Genomic DNA, 16,894 nt, shown 5'->3' with positions numbered 1-16,894 from the left:
ATGGACGGCGAAAACGCCGCCGCGTGACGGAGAGGCCGATACCACGCCCCTGAAAAAGGGGCTGTTGCTGTTCCTTCCCCTTCGCGGCTGGCCCATCGCCAATGATAAGACCCCGGCCCAGCGCCGGGTTGGGAGGTGCATATATGTCACGCAATATCCTTCGTCGTCCGGTTTCCCGCATCGCCATCGCCGCCTGCGCGCTGTCGGCCGTTCCCGCCATCGCGCAGGAGGCCGCGGAGCAAAGCTCGACCTCCGACATCATCGTCACCGGCACCAGCATCCGCGGCGTCGCGCCGGTGGGCTCGTCGCTGGTCGCGGTCGGGCGCGAGGAAATCGACCAGTCCGCCGCCACCACGACCATCCGCATCCTTCAGGAAACCCCGCAGGTGCTGAACTACGGCGTGTCCGACACGTCGCGCAGCGGCACCGGCGGCGCGAGCAACATCGTCTACGGCAACTCCATCAACCTGCGCGGCGTCAGCCCCTATGCGACGCTGACGCTCATCAACGGCCGCCGCGCCGTGCCGCAGGGCACGGTGGGCGCCACCATCGACCCGTCCACCATCCCGACCCTCGCGCTCGAACGCGTCGAGATCATCCCCGACGGCGCCTCGGCCATCTACGGGTCGGATGCGGTCGCGGGCGTGGCCAACCTGATCCTGCGCCGCAACTATCAGGGCGCGCAGATCGAGGTGCAGCACGGCATGGCCGACCATTACAAGGAAAGCCAGATCGGCTTCATCGCCGGCCACAAATGGGCGACCGGCCAGATCACGGCGGCCTTCCAGCACACCTATCGCAGCAATCTGAGCGGCGCCCATCGCGACTTCTACGGCGCGGACCTGACCTCGCGCGGCGGGGCGGACTATCGCGTGACCCAGTGCGCGCCGGGCAATGTCGTGGTCGGCGGCGTCAGCCATGCGATCCCCGCCGGGGGCGCGACGCCGGGCACCTTGATCCCCGGCACGGTCAACAAGTGCGACAACCTCAAGGATATCGACCTCGTTCCGCAGCAGGAACTCAACAGCGCGACGCTGACCTTCGATCAGGAGATCAGCGACGGCATCCGCTTCTATGCCGATGCCTATGCGTCGCGGCGCGACATGCTGCGCCGGTCGCAGGTGGCGGCGGTCAACCTGACCGTGCCGAGAAGCAACGCCTTCTTCGTCGCCCCCGCCGGAACCAATCCGGCGAGCGAGACGGTGCAATATTCCTTCGTCAACGATTATGGCCCCTATTCCACGTCCGACATCGTGTCGAAGTCGATACAGGGCACGGCCGGGATCAACGCCGACCTGTTCGGCGACTGGCAGATCGATCTCTACGGCACCGTCGGCTATAATCACGACCATGTGTACAGCGTGGGCGGCCAGACGGATTCCGCCGCCTTGACCGCCGCGCTGGCGAGCAGCAATCCCGCGACCGCGTTCAACCCCTTCGGCACGTCGGTCAACAGCCGCAGCGTCATCGACGCGATCTTCAACAACGTCACCGACACCGACGGCCGCAGCAAGATGCGCGCGGCCGAGATGAGCATCAACGGCTCGCTGTTTTCCTTGCCCGGCGGCGATGTGAAGCTGGCGGTCGGCGCCGAATATTACAAGCTGAAGCTGCGCACCGGGCAGGTGCGCGGGCGTCGCGGCGAACAGACCGGCACCGATCAGCGCCTGGGCCGCAACGTGAAATCGGCCTATCTTGAAGTGCTGGTGCCGATCTTCGGCGAGGAAAACGCCATTCCGGGCTTCCGCAAGCTGGAACTCGACCTTGCCGGCCGCATCGACGAATATAGCGATGTCGGCACCACCAAGAACCCGAAGATCGGCATCAACTGGGAACCGGTTCGCAACCTGAAGCTGCACGGCAGCTACGGCGAATCCTTCCGCGCGCCGCTGCTGACCAATCTGGTGAGCGCGGGCGGCAGCCAGCTCTACATCCAGAATTATTTCGACCCGACCGCGGGCACGACGGTGCAGGGCGTGGCGCTTTCGGGCGGCAATCTGGACCTGAAGCCGGAAACCGCGCGCACCTGGTCGGTAGGCGCCGAATATACGCCGGATTTCCTGCCCGGCGCGCAATTCAGCCTCAATTATTTCGACCTGGTCTATGAAGGGCAGATCGCGGGCTTCCTGTCGAACCTCAACATCCTGCGTCAGGAAAGCCTCTTCAGCTCCATCATCACCCGCGGCGCGGCCGCGCAGACCCGCATCGCCGATCTCGTCGCATCCGGCCTGCGCGTCAATGGCGGCACGGAAGCGAACGCGCTCGCCTCCACGCTTTTCGTCGATGGACGGTCGACCAATCAGGGCGTCACCATCACGCGCGGTCTGGACTTCGGCCTCGTCGTGCCGGTGCGGACGGACAATGCGGGCGATTTCCGCTTTTCGCTGCGGGGCACGCACTTCTTCGCCTATAAGGTCGGCCTGACCGCAACGGCGCCGGTCATCGATCAGGCCAACAATATCGACTATCCGATGAAATGGCGCGCGCGCGGCACGGTGAACTGGTCGAATGGCGGGTTTGACGCCGGCATCGCGGTGGCGTGGCAAAATGGCTACAACAACACCTATGTGACGCCGGTGGAGAAGATCAAATCCTACACCACCGTCGATCTGCGGCTGGCCTATGACCTCGGCAACACCGGCATTCCGGGCACGGAAGGGGTGAAGATCGGGCTCGACGTGCAGAATCTGTTCGATCGGGATCCGCCCTTCGTCGATCTCGCGCCGACCAGCAATGGCGGCGGCGGCGGGTTCGACCCGCAGGCGTCCAACGCGATCGGCCGCATCATCGCCGTCTCGCTCAGCAAGAGCTTCTGATGCGCATGGGCGGCAAGGCGCGGCGGCTGGCGACAGCCCTGATCGCGTTGACGGCATCGGTTCCCGCTTTCGCGGGCATCGACCGGGTGGACGGGCCGGTGCCGGAAACGGCGACCAGCCACATCTACAACGCCGCGACGGTGCCGGGCGCCCTGCCCGTCATCGACCTTGCCGCCCATGACTATGTCGAGGAGGAATATTTCCTCCACGGCACGGCGGACGCGTTCCGCCACGATCCTTCCGGCCGGCTCGCGGCGCTGGCGAAGGATGTGCATTATGGCACGCGCATCATCGTCCGGCGGCCGCGATCGGCCGCGAAATTCAGCGGGATCGTGCATTTCGAGCCGATCCACCCGTCGCAGGGCGGCACCAGCCACTGGCTGGCGACGGCAGACTATCTGATGGCGCGGGGCGACATCTATGTCGCGGCCGGTCTGGGCGACGACGCGCCGACGCGGGCGACGTCGAAAAAGGGGCCGGTCCCCAATGCGCAGAGCCAGGTGCTGCACTGGTTCGACCCGGAGCGCTATCGCCCGATCGACTGGCCCGAAGAGGACGGCATCCGCTATCAGGTCATGGCCGATCTCGGCGCGCTGTTGCGCAGCGACCGGGCCGACAATCCGCTCAAGGGCCTGAAGGTCCGGCGCATCTTCGTCGGCGGCTGGTCCTTCACCGGCAGCGTGCAGCGCACCTTCATCAACGAAGGCTTTCACGACCGGGCGCGGCTGGCCGACGGCAGGCCGGTGTTCGACGGCTATCTGATCGGCATTTCCTCGCGCTGGAACGGCGGCGGCTATGTGCCGCTCAATTCCGAAGAGGCGCCGGTGAAGAAGGACGATCCGCGCCGCGACCTGCGCGCGATCGACGTGCCGGTGATCGAGTTCCTGACCGAGTTCGAGGTCGCCACCGGGCCGGGGCCGCAAAAACCGGACAGCGATGCGAATCCCGGCGCGCACCGGCTCTACGAACTGGGCGGCGTGATCCACGGATCGAGCCTGGTGGACGGCAATCCACCGCGCGAGCGCCGCGCCAATATGGTGCAGCTGGCGGCGAAGGGTTATCCGGTCGCACAGGTGCGCGGCGAGGAGGCCGGGAACAGCTGCCCGCTGCCGGTCAGCGACGTGCCCCATGGCGCGCTGGCGCGGGCGGCGCTCGACAATCTGCGCCGCTGGGTCGAGCAGGGCACGCCCCCGCCCCATGCGCCGCAGCTGCAATGGACCGCCGACGGCAAAATCGCCCGCGATAGCAGCGGCAATCCGCTGGGCGGCATGCCGGTGGCGGAATTCGCGGCGCCGCTGGCCTCCTACGGCGCCTATGCCGGGACCGACCTGCCCGCCTGCGTCGCGAAAACCGGGCGGCCGATCTTCCTGCGCCAGAATATCGACGCGGCGACGCTCAAGGCCCGCTACGGCTCCGCCGCCGCCTATATCCGGCGCTACGACGCGGCGATCGGTACGATGGTGAAGCAGCGCTGGCTGCTGCCGGAGGATGCCGTGCGTCTGAAGGCGCTGACCCGGCAGCAGGCTGCCGTTCAATTCGGAAAATAAGGAAGAAGCATGATGAAGCCGTTCGCCCTGGCCCTGTGCGCCCTGTCGCTATCCGTGACGATGACGGGCATCGGCGCGGTGGCGAGCGCGGCGGCCGCCCCGGCCGAGGCGGATTTCGCCCGATACCAGCCTGCGGCCACCTATGACGGCATATCTTCCTCCTCGCTCTATGTGCCGATGCGCGACGGCGTGCGGCTGGCGGTGCGGATCGACCGGCCGACGCAGGGCGGCAAACTGGTCGAGGGCCGCTTTCCGGTGATCTGGCACCACACTCTCTCCATCTCGCAGCAGACCTCGGACGGTGCGGGCGGTCGGGTCAGCGATTTCCGCCGGGTGCAGGAACTGGTGCGCCACGGCTATGTCGTGGTGCAGGTCGCACGGCGCGGCAACGGCCAGTCGACCGGCGTGCGGCGCGGCTATCACGACCGCAACGAGGCGCAGGACGCGTTCGACATGACGCAATGGCTCGCCCGCCAGCCCTGGTCCACCGGCAAGGTCGGCGTCTATGGCTGCTCCAACACCGGCGACGCCGCGCTGCATGTGATGACGATGCGCCCGCCCGCGCTCGCCGCCGTGTTCGCGGGCTGCTTTTCCTGGCACAAATATGATGCGTTCCGGCGCGGCGGCATCTTCGCCCAATGGGGCACCGGCCCCACCCGCACGGTCGAGGACGACATGAAGCTCTCGCCCGTCGATGGCGACGAGGGCAAGACGATCCTGCGCGAGGCGGCGGAGGAGCATCAACTGTCCACCCCGCTGTTCGAGATGTGGAAGCAGCTTCCCTACCGGGACAGTTGGTCGTCGCTGGTCGCCAGCCGCTTCTGGGCGGAAGGCAGCGCGGCCAGCTATGCCGAGCAGATCCGCCTCTCCGGCGTGCCGCTCTATATTCAGGGCGGCTGGCGCGACGAGTTGCGCGACCAGGCGTTCATCGCCCATGCCAATGTCCCCGGATCGCGCGTCGTCATCGGCCCGTGGAAGCATTGCGACAGCGACGATTTCACGCTGCTGGAGGAGATGCACCGCTTCTTCGACCGCCATCTGAAGGGCGTGGACACCGGCATCGATAAGGATGCGCCGATCCATTATTATACCGTCAATGCACCGGAGGGCACGCAATGGCGCGCCACCGCGCAATGGCCCCTCCCCCAGGCGCGGATGCAGCCGCTGTTCCTGAACGGCGCGGCGCTCTCCCCGCGCGCCGCCAGGGCCAGGCCCGTCAGCTTCACCGCCCGCTATGACGTCGCCTGCCCCGATGCGGGCAGCGGGTCGCGGGTGCAGCCCTGCCATGTCGCCGGTTCCGGCGCCAGCATGGCAGGACCGGCGCTGGCCGCCGACACCGAGGTCACCGGCAATGCGATCGCCGATCTGTGGATCGCGTCGGACCAGCCGGATGCCAATATCTTCGCCTATCTGGAGGATGTCGCGCCCGACGGCAGCGTCACCGTCGTGACCGAAGGCCGCCTCAAGGCGTCGCTGCGCAAGGAAGCGACCGCGCCCTGGACGATGCCGGAGGGCGTTCCGTGGCACCGCGCCTATGCGCAGGACGCGCAGCCGCTGAAACCCGGCGAGGCTGTCCGCCTGCGCTTCGACATGATGCCGACCTCCTATGTCTTTCGCAAAGGGCATCGGATGCAGATCACGCTGACCGGCTCCGACCATCGCGAGCGGGCGCGCGACATCGCGACGCCGCCGCGCATCACCCTCTATTCCGATCCGGCGCGGCCGTCCTCGGTTGCGATCCCGGTCATTCCCGCGGGCCGCTGATGGGCCTCGTCGCCCTGCTCGCCGCCGCTGCCGCCGCGCTGGCGGGCGGCGGCGATCCTTGCGGAGATGTGAAGCGGCTGGCGGTGGAGGATGTGCGCATCGTCAGCGCGACACCCATCGCGGCGAACAGCGGCTTCGCCTCGCCGGACACGCGCGCGCCGCTGGTGGACGCCGCCTTCTGCCGTGTCGAGGGGGTGATCGAGAAGGAAATCGGCTTCGAGCTGTGGCTGCCGCCCGAAGCGGAATGGAACGGCCGCCTGCTGACCGGCGGGGTCGGCGGACAGGCTGGCAGCTTCAACTATCGCGAACTGGCGCGCGGCGTTGCGCGCGGCTATGCCAGCGCCAGCACCGATACCGGGCACAAGGCGTCCGATCGCAACTGGCTGCTCGGCGACCCGATGCGCGCGGTCAACTATGCCGAGCGCGCCAATCATCTGCTGGCGGTCAAGGTCAAGGCGATGATCGCGGCGCATTACCGCAAGCCGCTGCACCGCGCGCTGTTCGTCGGCTGTTCGGGTGGCGGGCGGCAGGCGATGACCGAGGCGCAGCGCTACCCCGGCGACTATGACGGCATCATCGTGGGCGCGCCTGGCGTCAACACCCCGGAAATGAGCGCGCGGCGGATGTGGGAGATGATCGAGCATCGCAAGCATGCCGGGCTGATGTCGCAGGCCGACTGGGCGCTGGTCGCGCGGCGCGGCGTGGCGGCGTGCGACGGGGATGACGGCATCAAGGATGGGCTGGTCGCCAATCCGGCCGCCTGCCGCTTCGACATCGGCACGCTGCTGTGCAAGCCGGGCGGGAAGGGCGAGTGCCTGAATGCGGATCAGATCGCGCTGGTGCGCCGCCTCTACGGCCCGCTGCATGACGAGAACGGCAAGCGGATCGATGACGGCATATTGCCCGGCGTGCCGGTCAGCGCGACGCCCTTGCCCGAACCGTTCACGCCAGGGCCGGCCTATCTGGCGACGGTGCTGTTCGGTCAGGGCGTGCATCGCGACCCGGACTGGGACGCCTCCACCTTCCGCATCGCCGACGATCTGCCCGCGATCGACAAGGTGATGAACCTGCATGCCGATAATCCGGACCTCGGCGCCTTTCGCCGGCGCGGCGGCAAGCTGATCTTCTATCAGGGCTGGGCCGATCCGCTGGTGCTGGCGCAATCGACCCTCGCCTATTTCGACACGGTGGCGCGGCATATGGGCAGGGACGGTGACGTCTCCGATTTCCTGCGCCTCTACATGGTGCCGGGCATGGAGCATTGCGTCGGCGGGGCCGGGCCGGACCTGTTCGGCGCGACCGGCGGCGAGGGGCTGGACCGGCGACCGGAGCATGACATGCTCTCCGCGCTCGAACTATGGCTGGACAGCGGCGTCGCGCCGGGCCCGATCCTCTCGGTGAAGCGGGAGGAAGGCAAGGTGACGGCAGAACGCCCGCTCTGCCCCTGGCCACAGACCGCCCGGTATCGCGGCAGGGGCGACCCCCGGCGCGGCGAAAGCTATTCCTGCCGATAGGGCCGCATTCGCGCCTTTGCATTGGAATGCAAAAACGATCATGCTAGGGACGCGGCAGAGCTTTCTGCCAAGGAGAAGAGCATGACGCTGAAGCAACGGCTCGCGAAGCGCGACCGGCTGATCGGCACTTTCGTCAAGACGCCGTCCCCGATCATCGTCGAGGTGCTGGGCCTGACCGGGCTCGACTGCCTGTGCATCGATGCCGAGCATGCGCCGTTCGACCGGCTCGCGATCGATGCCTGCGTCGCCGCCGCGCGAGCGGCGGACAAGGATGTCGTCGTGCGCACCCCCGCCCTCTCGCCCGAACATGTGCTCAACGCGCTGGATTGCGGCGCGACCGGCATCGTCGCGCCGCATGTGCGCTCCGCCGAAGAGGCGCGGGAACTGGCGCGGATGAGCCATTATGGCGCGGGGGGGCGCGGCTATGCCGGGTCGTCGCGCGCGGCGGGATACACCACCCGACCGATGGCCGCGCACAGGCAGGCGAGCGCCGAGCGCACCGTCGTCATCGCTCAGATCGAGGACCCGGAGGCGATCGACGCCATTGACGAGATCGCGGCGGTGGACGGCATCGACGCGCTGTTCGTCGGACGGGTCGACCTCACCGTCGCCTATGGCGCGGAAAGCCAGGACGATCCGCGTGTGCTCGCCGGGGTGGAGGCGGTCTGCGCCGCCGGTCTGCGGCATGGCCGCCCGGTCGGCATGTTCCTCGCGCGGATCGAGGACGTGCCCTATTGGGCGTCGAGGGGCGCGTCGCTGTTCCTGCTCGGCTCCGACCACAGCTTCCTGCTCGCGGGCGCGGCGGACCTGCTGGACCGCGGGCGCGCCTGACGGATTACCGCTTCACCCGTCCGCGCCCAAGGAACGGGCGCGGATGGGTTTCCGGCAGGCTCAGCCAGATCAGCCCGGCGATGGCGAACGTCACCGCCGACACGCCCATCGACAGCCCCAGCCCGAACCGGTCGGCCAGCGCGCCGGTGATAAGCGGTGCGAAGAAGCTGACGATCCGGCCCCAGTTGAAGATCGACGCGGCGGTCGACTTGAGGTGCGAGGGGTAAAGCTCGGTCAGCCATGGCCCCCAGATCACGCTCGCCGACAGCATAAAGCCGTAGACGGCGCCGATCACGCCCAGCCACAGCGGGTGGGACGGAACCGCCAGATAGACGCCGATGGCCAGCCCGGCCGCGAGGAAGCCCAGCGCGTTGAAGCGGCGGCCCAGCCTGTCCCCCGCCCAGCCCCAGACGAAGCCGCCGATGATATTGGCCGCGAACTGCCATGCGACGAGATCGCCGATGGTGACCGCCGAAAGCCCGCGAATGTCGCGCAAATAGGTGGTGAGCCAGCCGCTATAGGCCTGATAGGAAAAGAAATTGAGCCCGGTCAATGCGGCCAGCAGCAGCGTCTGCTTCCTGAGGCCCGGCCGGAACAGCTCCAGTATCGGCAGCTTCGTGCCGCTGCGCGTCGGCCCGCCCCCGTCGGAGGAAGCGGGAATCGCGAACCAGGCGATGACCGAAAGCAGCACCGGCGGCACCCCGCCGATCCACAGCAGCAATTGCCAGTCGTGCCCGGCGAGCCAGCCCGACGCCAGCCCCAGCATCACGATCGAGCTGCTGAACACCGCATTGATCAGGCTCGCCAGCCGCCCGCCGACATTGCTGCGAAAAAGGCCCGTGTAGATGCCGACGACGATCGGGAATATCCCGCCCATGAACAGGCCGAGCACGAAGCGCTGCGCCAGATAATGGGCGTAACTCTGCACCGCCACCCCGGCGATCAGCGACAGGCCGTAGCCGATCATCACCACGACCAGCATGTTGCGGCGGCCGAAGCGGTCGGCCAGTTGCCCCATGACGATCGCGCCGATCAGCGCGCCCGCCCCCTGCGCCGAATAGCCCGACCCGGCCTGCGTCAGCGTCAGGTGCAGGCTGTCGCGCAGCCAGGGGCGCAGCACGTCCACCGTGTTCCACGCCCAGCCGTAGAAGAATTCGGCGACCAGCAGGAAGGCGAAGGCGAGGACGGCGCGGATCGTCGGGGGATAGTTCCCGGCGTCAGGCTCCGCCGCCGCCGATGCCCTCGCGATGATCGGTTCCCGCTCCACGGCCGCGCTGCTGCTCATGTCCTCGCTCCTCGAACGGAAACGGCGCCCCTCGCAGGATATGTCCCGCGAGATGACGCCGCTTGCCGCATCCTATCTTGCTTATCAGAATTTCACGCCGGCGCGCAGGCCGTAGGTGCGCGGCGGGCCGAAGGATTGCTGGATGCGCGCCCGGTTGCCGACGGTCGAGCTGTACAGCACCGCCTTGTTGCCGATATTGTTGGCATAGCCTTCGAGGAAGAACTTCTCCGACGCGGTGGTCCAGCGCAGGCTGGCGTCGAACAGGCTGTAGGCCTTCTGCCGGTCCAGCGCGGTGTTGTAGTCCGTCGAATAATAGCTGGTCGAATAGAGCCAGGTCGCGCCCGGCGTTAGCCTGCCATTGTCGCCCAGATCGATGTCGTAATAGACATTGGTCGTGGTCTTCAGCTTCGGCGACATCGGCACCCGCTTGCCCGACAGGTCGACCTGCACCGGATCGCCGTTGGTCGCCGAATAGAAGGGGTTGGGCCGCAGATATTCGGTGAACTTGGCGTTGAGCAGCGAGGCCGTCACATCGATGTGGAAGCCGTCGAACGGCATCGTCTTGACGTCCAGCTCCGCGCCGTAGCTGCGCGCCGCGCCGGCGCTGGCATAATAGGAGATGTTGGTCACCGCATCGAGGATGGTGATCTGCAGATTCTTGAAATCATTGTAGAATAGGCTGAGATCGACCGCGAGACGCCCACCCATGAACCGGTTCTTCGTGCCGATTTCATAGGCCGTCACCGTCTGCGGATCATAGCTTTCCGGTACCAGCGGATTATTGGAATTATTGTTGATGCCACCCGAAGAGAACCCGGTCGATACCGTGGCGTAAACCATGTTGTTGCGCGTCGCCTTATATTCGAGGCCGCCGCGCCACGTGACCTTCTTGAACTTGGGATCGCCGCTCGATTGCGCCGGGGTCTGGGTGGCGAAATCCTCCGTCCCCACCGGCGCGGTGTAGTTGGTGATGTGATAGCCCTTGGTCTCTTCCGAATAGCGGATGCCGCCGATCACCTTCAGCCTGTCGGGCACCAGCGCATAGCTCGCCTGCGCATAGGCGGCATAGGCCTTGGTGTTGATGCGCGTGCGCGAGCGGGTGCTGAGCGCGGTGGCCGACGGCGCGGTGTAGACCTGGCTGTAATTCTCGGCGATCTTGTCGTGGAAATAATAGAGGCCGGCGATCCATTCGAGCGGACTGCTCTTGTCGTTGGACGCGATCTGCAATTCCTGGCTGAAGGTTTCGACGCCGGTGTTCGCCGCCTGATAGCCCGAGCCGGAGAAGCCACCCGAAACGCCCGCCGCCGGGAAGACGACGCTGCTCTGGTCGAGGTCGGCACTGCGGTTGGCGCGGAAATTATTATAGCCGGTGATCGACTTCAGCGCGACCGGACCCGCATCATAGGCGATCTGGCCGGTGAAATAATATTCCTTCAGCGTGAGGAAGGGCGTGTAGTCCCATTCATTCTGCCACGCATTGCCCGCGACCGGAACGCCGACATCGACGCCGTTGACGAAGGCGGTGCCGTTACGCACCGTCGGGTTCACCGCGACCGGAACGCCATTGATCGACTGCTGGCCGGTAACGGGATCGATCAGCGTGCCGCCGATGCGATAGCCATAGGCGCCGCCGCCATTTTCATGGCGATCCCAATAGGCGCCGGTCAGCGTCACTTCCAGCGACTCGGTGGGCAGCAGGCGCAGCGTGGCACGCACCGCATCCTGGTTCTCGTCATTGATGTCGATGGAGGGATTGGTCAGCGAGCGGACATAGCCCTCATGCTCGACATGGATGCCCGACACGCGCAACTGCGCCTTCTCGCCCAGCGGCAGGTTGACGAAGCCGTCGATGCGGCCGAGATTGTAATTGCCGATCTGGCCGTTGAGGCCCGCCGCGAGTTCGTCCGTGGGCTGGGCGGTGACGACGCTGATATTGCCGCCGAAGGTGTTGCGGCCGTAGAGCGTGCCCTGCGGGCCGCGCTGTACCTCGACCCGGCCGATATCGAACAGCGGGAAGCTCTGCTGCTGGGTGCGGCTCTGGTAGATGCCGTCGATATAATAGCCGATGACCGGATCGCTCTGCGCGCTCACCAGCTGGGTGCGCACGCCGCGCACGGCCGGGAAGGCGTCCGCGCCCTGCGAGCCCCAGGTGAGGCCCGGCGCAACGAGTTGGAGGCGACTGGCGTCGGTGATGCGGACGCGGTTCAGATCCTCGGCGGAGGCGGCGGTGATGGCGATCGGCACATCGACCAGGCGTTCGTTGCGGCGCTGGGCCGTCACGATGATCTCCCCGTCGACGACGGCTTCGGCGGCCTGCGGCGCAGCGGCCTGTTGCGCGATCGCGCCCGGCGTCCACAGCGCGATGGCGAGCGCGGACGCGCCAAAGAATCTCAATCCACCCATTCCCTGTTCCCTTCTCTTTTCTGTCGGCCTGCTCCTCGGCCTTGTGACGCAAGGCGTATCAAGACGGCGAGGCGCTGTCCAGAAAATTTTGCATTCGAATTCATTCGTGCACATGGACAGGGGATTGGAGAGAAATTTCATTATATGACTGTATTTACAGGAATTTTCTTCCAGCTAGCCGGGAACGACGAGAAAATATCGCAATATAGTTGGTAACATAACGGTAGTTATCCACCGCTATGGTGATTACGAATGCGCTTACAACGAGGTGCGGCGTCAGCCGAGTCGGGCCGACCGTCCTTCGATCAGTTCCCCGGCGAACAGGCGGCGCTCCACCGTCGCCTTCTCATCCTCGATCCGCTCGACCAACATCGACACCGCCGCTTCGGTCATCCGGCGGACGGGCTGGCGGATCGAGGTGACGCGATAGCTGGACCAGCTTGCCGGGCCTGAGCCGTCGAAGCCGACGATCGAGAGGTCATCCGGAAGGGTGCGGCCGAACCGGTCGCGCGCCGCGTCGATCGCGCCGATCGCCATCATGTCGTTGACGCAGATCACCGCCTCCAGCTTGCCGTCCTGTGCCATGAGCGCCTGCAATCCTTCCGCGCCGCTCTCATAACTGAAATCGCCGCGCACCACCGGCACGCCGGTGATCCCCGCCTCCTCCAGCCGGGCCAGCGCGGCGCGGCGGCGGTCCTCGCCGACATAGCTGTCCTCCGGCCCGGCGACGATGCCGAACCGCCGGTGGCCCGCCGCCAGCAGGCGACCGACCAGTTCGCGTTCCCCGGCGACCGAATCGCAGCTGACCGACGCGGCGGGCATTCCGTCCGCCACGCGGTTGTAGAGGACCAGCGGCACCCGGTGCTGCGCGAACAGGCGAAGCTGGTCGTCGGACAGATGCGCGGCGGAAATCGCGCCATCCACGCTGTGCCGCCACAGCTGGTCCAGCGCGCTGTCGACCTCGCTTTCGGCATTGAGCGTGAACAGCAGCACGCGGATGTCGCGATCCGTCAGCCGCCGCGTCAGCTCGGCCAGCACCTCGGGATAGTTGCGATTGGTCAGGCTGGTGATGAGCAGCGCGACCAGATTGGTGCGCCCGGAAATCAGCCCCTGCGCCAGCGCATTGGGCGCATAGCCCAGCCGCCGCGCCACTTCCAGCACCCGCTCGCGCGTCGCCGGGGCGATGCTCGCGCCGGCGGCGAAGCAGCGCGACACCGCCGACTGCGAAACCCCCGCCTCCCGCGCGACGTCATAGGAGGTGACGCGGCGTCCCGTACGGGGCGTATTGGCCGGGCGCGGCGACGCGGCCGCGCCGGTTGCTCCGGTCTCTTCCGCGCCGGTTTCCTTCCGTGTCCGCCCCTGCCTCGCCATGATCGCCCCAATCCTGTTTCACACATAGTTTTCGCACGGGGGGAGGACGAAAGGCATCGCCCCACCACCCGCTCCTTCCGCCATATCCGATCCGGCACAGGAAGAAAGCCCCTGATCGGCAGATTGACGGATGACATTTGCATTCGAATGCAATAAGACATTGAGGTCATGACGGCTCCCCTTGTTCCTTCGCGGGGATTCATGCCGACATAGGCGCCGGCGAAAAAGCCGGTGAGAAAAGAGGAGAACCAAGATGCTATTTGCCGAAGATGCCGAACGGCATCGCGCCCCGGTATTGCAGCCGGACCGGTCCAAGATCCCCTATCAATATCCGCAGCCCTTCGGCTGCATGCCCGAATTCATCGTCAAGGGCGCGCTCGACCTCGACAATGAGGCGGACTGGGTGCCGCAGGCCGAGGGCGTGGCGTTCAAGCCGCTGCTGTTCAGCGTCAGCAACGGCTATTTCGTCAACATCCTGCGCGTGCGCAAATCGGGCGTGCTGTCGCGCCACCGCCATGTCGGCACCGTTCACGCGTTCACGCTGCGCGGCAAATGGCATTATCTGGAACATGACTGGGTCGCCGAGGCGGGCGATTACGCCACCGAGCCGCCGGGCGAGGTCCACACGCTGGTCGTGCCCGACGGCGTCGAGGAGATGATGACTCTGTTCCACGTCAGCGGCGCCTATATCTATGTCGACCCGTTCGGCACGCCGCTGGGCGTCGAGGACGTGTTCACCAAGGCAGCCGCCGCCAAGGCCCATTATGAGAAGATCGGCCTCGGCGCGGATTATGTGAACAAGTTCATGCGCTGAAGATCTGCGGACGACCCCCGAAACTGAGAAGGGCGACCCCGGTGGGATCGCCCTTTTTTTCCATCCTCGTCATGCCAGCGCAGTTGGCATCTTTAGAGGCTTGGCTGCGCACTATCGAGGAAGATGCCAGCCTGCGCTGGCATGACGAAATGGTTCACGCCGCCGCCAGCCCCTCTGCCGCCAACGCCTCCGCCGCCGCCGTGAATGCGTCGGACAGCACGCCCATCGCCTCCGCGTCATGGACGAAGGTGGTGTAGAGACGGCCATAGGGCGAGGGCATGATCAGCGCGCCGTGGCGGCGGACCGCCAGGTGCAGCGCGGTCGCCCGCGCGCCGTCGGCCAGCCGGTGCGCCTGCGCATAGTCGCGCGGCGCCTCGGCGGCGAACCACAGGCTGAACACCGGGCCGTAGCCGCTGGTCGAAACCGCGATCCCCTGTTCCGCGAACGCCGCGCCGATATGGCGCCGCAGCGCGGCGCCGGTCGCCTCCAGCGCGGCATAATCCTCGCTGTCGAGCTGCGCCATCGTCGCCTCGACCGCCGCGCAGGCGAGCGGATTGCCCGCATAGGTACCGCCGCGCAGCCCCTTGGCCGCATGGAAGTCGTCCATCACCGCCGCCTTGCCGACTACGCCCGCAACCGGAATGCCGCTGCCGATCGCCTTGCCGACCGTCGCGATATCGGGATCGAGCTCGAACAAATGGCTGGTCAGGCCCGCGTGCAGGCGGAAGCCCATCAGCACCTCGTCGGCGATCAGCAGCGCCCCATGGCGGCGCGCGACCTGCTGCACATGCTCCAGATAGCCGGGCGCGGGCATCAGGCAGGCGGCATTGGCCAGCATCGGCTCATAGATGATCGCCGCGATATCGTCCTGCTCGGCGAACAGCCGCTCCACATCCTCGAAATCGTTGAACCGCAGCAGCGTGGTCTTTTCGTTGCCCGGCCGCGCGCCGTCCGCGAAGTCCGCCTCGGCGGTGCCGACATTGCCGAACGCGATCTCGTCCAGCCAGCCGTCGAAGCCAGCCGCCATCTTGGCGACGCGCGCGCGGCCGGTCACGGTGCGGGCGATACGGCAGGCCAGATGCACCGCCTCGCTGCCGGAACTGGTGAAGATCACCTTGTCGAGCGGACGCATATGCTCGACCAGCGCGGCGGCGGCCCGTTCCTCTCCCGCATGGCGGAAGGCGGGCAGCGAGCCGTTGCGGACCGCCGCGACCGACGCCTCGACCACCGCCGGATGCGCATGGCCGAGGATCGACCCGCCATAGCCCATGGCGGTATCGACATAGCGCCTGCCGTCCTCGCCGAAGAGCCACGGCCCGGAGGCGCGCGCGATACCGAGATATTCGCCGTCGAGCGACGGCAGCACCCGCGCGCTGCTCGAAATATGGTCGACCAGATGAGACATGAACGCTTCCCCGGATGGAATGATTGGCCTGCCCGTTACTGCGCCGGAGAGGCGAAGCTGGGCATGGCGGGATCCTCGGTGCCGCGCACGACGAACAGCGTGCAGGGGACCGAGGCCGTGTTGCGGAACGAATGGGCGAGGCCGACCGGCACGGTCAGCGTGTCGCCCGCGCCCATGACGATGCTGCCGTCCTCCCAGCGGACCTCGACCGTGCCTTCCTGCACGAACAGCACCTCGGCCTCGTGCCGGGCATGCATCGGCACATAGGCGCCGGTCTGGAGGACGAGGCGACGCAGGTTGAAGCCGTGCGGCCACCAGCCCTTGATCGGGCCGGGCGCGAAGCCGTCCCGCGTGCGGCGGGGCACGATGACGCCATATTCGGCGACGCCCTCGCCCGCCAGCGGCGATTCGGGATTGGCCTCGCCTTCGCCCGCGGCGAGCACGCATTCGCCCAGCTTTTCGAGCGGAGGGGTGCGCAGATCGGCCAGCGCGGCCTCGTCCAGCCCTTCCTCCAGTTCCACGTCCTTCAGCTCATACTCGCCGGCGGACGTGTCGATGAGGCGCCCGCCCTTCACCAGCTTCAGCCCATGGTCGGCGGCGGCCTCGAACACGGCGGGCGCCCACGTCACCTTGCCGGGGTCGTCCTCACCCAGCACGACGAACAGGAAGCCCTTGCCCTCGTCGATCTTTTCGAAGCCGCGGAACATGTGGATGGGAACCGACGCGACGTCGCCAGGGCCGACTTCCAGCGATCCGTCCTCGCAATTGGGGCCGAACAGCAGGCGCCAATGGCCCGAATGGACGACGAACACCTCGGCCGTTTCGTGGCTGTGCTGCGAATTGACGCATCCGAAGGGCTGGCGCGCCGCGCCGACGTTGAAGCCGTGCTTCTCGGTGATGTGCACGAACTGGTCCGCGCTTTCGGAGACGCCGGGACCGATGATCGTGAAATTTTCCTTCTCGGTCGAACCGGGCGTGCGCGTATCGATGAACGCCGTCCGGCAGGGGACGAGATCGGCATATCGCACGAGGCGCGCGTTCATCGCGTCCTGGGTCCATTCGGTCACGATTGACTCCTGATGTTGCATTCGAATGCAATGCTGCTAAGACAAGCAGCGTCACAACGCAAGCCCAACCTTTTACG

11 protein-coding genes are annotated in these 16,894 nt (G+C 66.7%); 6 read left to right on the top strand and 5 right to left on the bottom strand.

What is annotated here, in order from left to right; translation table 11 throughout:
- Positions 1 to 143 precede the first annotated feature (143 nt).
- From GGR43_RS09100 to GGR43_RS09080, 5 genes are all read left to right on the top strand, one after another.
- On the top strand, positions 144 to 2,816 hold the full coding sequence (locus GGR43_RS09100; RefSeq protein ID WP_188071657.1) for a TonB-dependent receptor domain-containing protein: 2,673 nt from the start codon (positions 144 to 146) through the stop codon (positions 2,814 to 2,816).
- A complete protein-coding gene (locus tag GGR43_RS09095) occupies positions 2,816 to 4,363 on the top strand; it encodes an alpha/beta hydrolase domain-containing protein (RefSeq protein ID WP_246343451.1) in 1,548 nt (515 codons plus the stop codon). The genes GGR43_RS09100 and GGR43_RS09095 overlap by 1 nt, the downstream gene beginning before the upstream one ends.
- 9 nt (positions 4,364 to 4,372) lie before the next feature.
- Positions 4,373 to 6,127, top strand: a complete 1,755-nt coding sequence (locus GGR43_RS09090) for a CocE/NonD family hydrolase (protein WP_246343450.1) — start codon at positions 4,373 to 4,375, stop codon at positions 6,125 to 6,127.
- Positions 6,127 to 7,641, top strand: a complete 1,515-nt coding sequence (locus GGR43_RS09085; protein ID WP_188071656.1) for a tannase/feruloyl esterase family alpha/beta hydrolase — start codon at positions 6,127 to 6,129, stop codon at positions 7,639 to 7,641. Before GGR43_RS09090 ends, GGR43_RS09085 begins: the two co-directional genes overlap by 1 nt.
- An 81-nt stretch (positions 7,642 to 7,722) precedes the next feature.
- The gene (locus GGR43_RS09080; protein ID WP_188071655.1) at positions 7,723 to 8,472 is read left to right on the top strand and encodes an HpcH/HpaI aldolase family protein; all 750 of its coding nucleotides are present in this window, start codon (positions 7,723 to 7,725) and stop codon (positions 8,470 to 8,472) included.
- Between the two features lie 4 nt (positions 8,473 to 8,476).
- Here GGR43_RS09080 and GGR43_RS09075 read toward each other — a convergent pair whose 3' ends face one another.
- The 3 genes from GGR43_RS09075 to GGR43_RS09065 form a co-directional block, all read right to left on the bottom strand.
- Positions 8,477 to 9,757, bottom strand: coding sequence for an MFS transporter (locus tag GGR43_RS09075; protein ID WP_188071654.1), 1,281 nt, complete (start codon positions 9,755 to 9,757; stop codon positions 8,477 to 8,479).
- An 84-nt stretch (positions 9,758 to 9,841) separates the two neighbouring features.
- Positions 9,842 to 12,160: a TonB-dependent receptor gene (locus tag GGR43_RS09070; protein ID WP_188071653.1), complete on the bottom strand. Its 2,319-nt coding sequence runs from the start codon at positions 12,158 to 12,160 to the stop codon at positions 9,842 to 9,844.
- Positions 12,161 to 12,436: 276 nt separating this feature from the next.
- Positions 12,437 to 13,531: a LacI family DNA-binding transcriptional regulator gene (locus tag GGR43_RS09065; protein WP_188071652.1), complete on the bottom strand. Its 1,095-nt coding sequence runs from the start codon at positions 13,529 to 13,531 to the stop codon at positions 12,437 to 12,439.
- A gap of 253 nt (positions 13,532 to 13,784) precedes the next feature.
- Here GGR43_RS09065 and GGR43_RS09060 point away from each other — a divergent pair, with 253 nt between their 5' ends.
- Positions 13,785 to 14,345, top strand: a complete 561-nt coding sequence (locus GGR43_RS09060) for a 2,4'-dihydroxyacetophenone dioxygenase family protein (RefSeq protein ID WP_188071651.1) — start codon at positions 13,785 to 13,787, stop codon at positions 14,343 to 14,345.
- 154 nt (positions 14,346 to 14,499) lie between these two features.
- On the opposite strand, the gene GGR43_RS09055 is transcribed toward GGR43_RS09060, so the two are convergent.
- Together GGR43_RS09055 and GGR43_RS09050 are read right to left on the bottom strand one after the other, a co-directional pair.
- Positions 14,500 to 15,750 (bottom strand): aminotransferase class III-fold pyridoxal phosphate-dependent enzyme, encoded by a 1,251-nt coding sequence (locus GGR43_RS09055; protein WP_188071650.1) that lies wholly within the window; start codon positions 15,748 to 15,750, stop codon positions 14,500 to 14,502.
- A 35-nt stretch (positions 15,751 to 15,785) separates the two neighbouring features.
- Entirely contained in the window at positions 15,786 to 16,817 is a 1,032-nt protein-coding gene (locus tag GGR43_RS09050) for a cupin domain-containing protein (RefSeq protein ID WP_188071649.1), read from the bottom strand.
- Positions 16,818 to 16,894 lie beyond the last annotated feature (77 nt).

The organism is Sphingobium jiangsuense (assembly GCF_014196495.1).
Taxonomy (GTDB): domain Bacteria; phylum Pseudomonadota; class Alphaproteobacteria; order Sphingomonadales; family Sphingomonadaceae; genus Sphingobium; species Sphingobium jiangsuense.
This window is presented reverse-complemented; position numbering and strand designations above follow the sequence as displayed.

Excerpts from the sequence above, each read along its gene's own strand:
- GGR43_RS09100 (WP_188071657.1), top strand. The coding sequence starts at position 144 with ATGTCACGCAATATCCTTCGTCGTCCGGTTTCCCGCATCGCCATCGCC.
- GGR43_RS09095 (WP_246343451.1), top strand. The coding sequence starts at position 2,816 with ATGCGCATGGGCGGCAAGGCGCGGCGGCTGGCGACAGCCCTGATCGCG.
- GGR43_RS09090 (WP_246343450.1), top strand. The coding sequence starts at position 4,373 with ATGATGAAGCCGTTCGCCCTGGCCCTGTGCGCCCTGTCGCTATCCGTG.
- GGR43_RS09085 (WP_188071656.1), top strand. The coding sequence starts at position 6,127 with ATGGGCCTCGTCGCCCTGCTCGCCGCCGCTGCCGCCGCGCTGGCGGGC.
- GGR43_RS09080 (WP_188071655.1), top strand. The coding sequence starts at position 7,723 with ATGACGCTGAAGCAACGGCTCGCGAAGCGCGACCGGCTGATCGGCACT.
- GGR43_RS09075 (WP_188071654.1), bottom strand. The coding sequence starts at position 9,757 with ATGAGCAGCAGCGCGGCCGTGGAGCGGGAACCGATCATCGCGAGGGCA.
- GGR43_RS09070 (WP_188071653.1), bottom strand. The coding sequence starts at position 12,160 with ATGGGTGGATTGAGATTCTTTGGCGCGTCCGCGCTCGCCATCGCGCTG.
- GGR43_RS09065 (WP_188071652.1), bottom strand. The coding sequence starts at position 13,531 with ATGGCGAGGCAGGGGCGGACACGGAAGGAAACCGGCGCGGAAGAGACC.
- GGR43_RS09060 (WP_188071651.1), top strand. The coding sequence starts at position 13,785 with ATGCTATTTGCCGAAGATGCCGAACGGCATCGCGCCCCGGTATTGCAG.
- GGR43_RS09055 (WP_188071650.1), bottom strand. The coding sequence starts at position 15,750 with ATGTCTCATCTGGTCGACCATATTTCGAGCAGCGCGCGGGTGCTGCCG.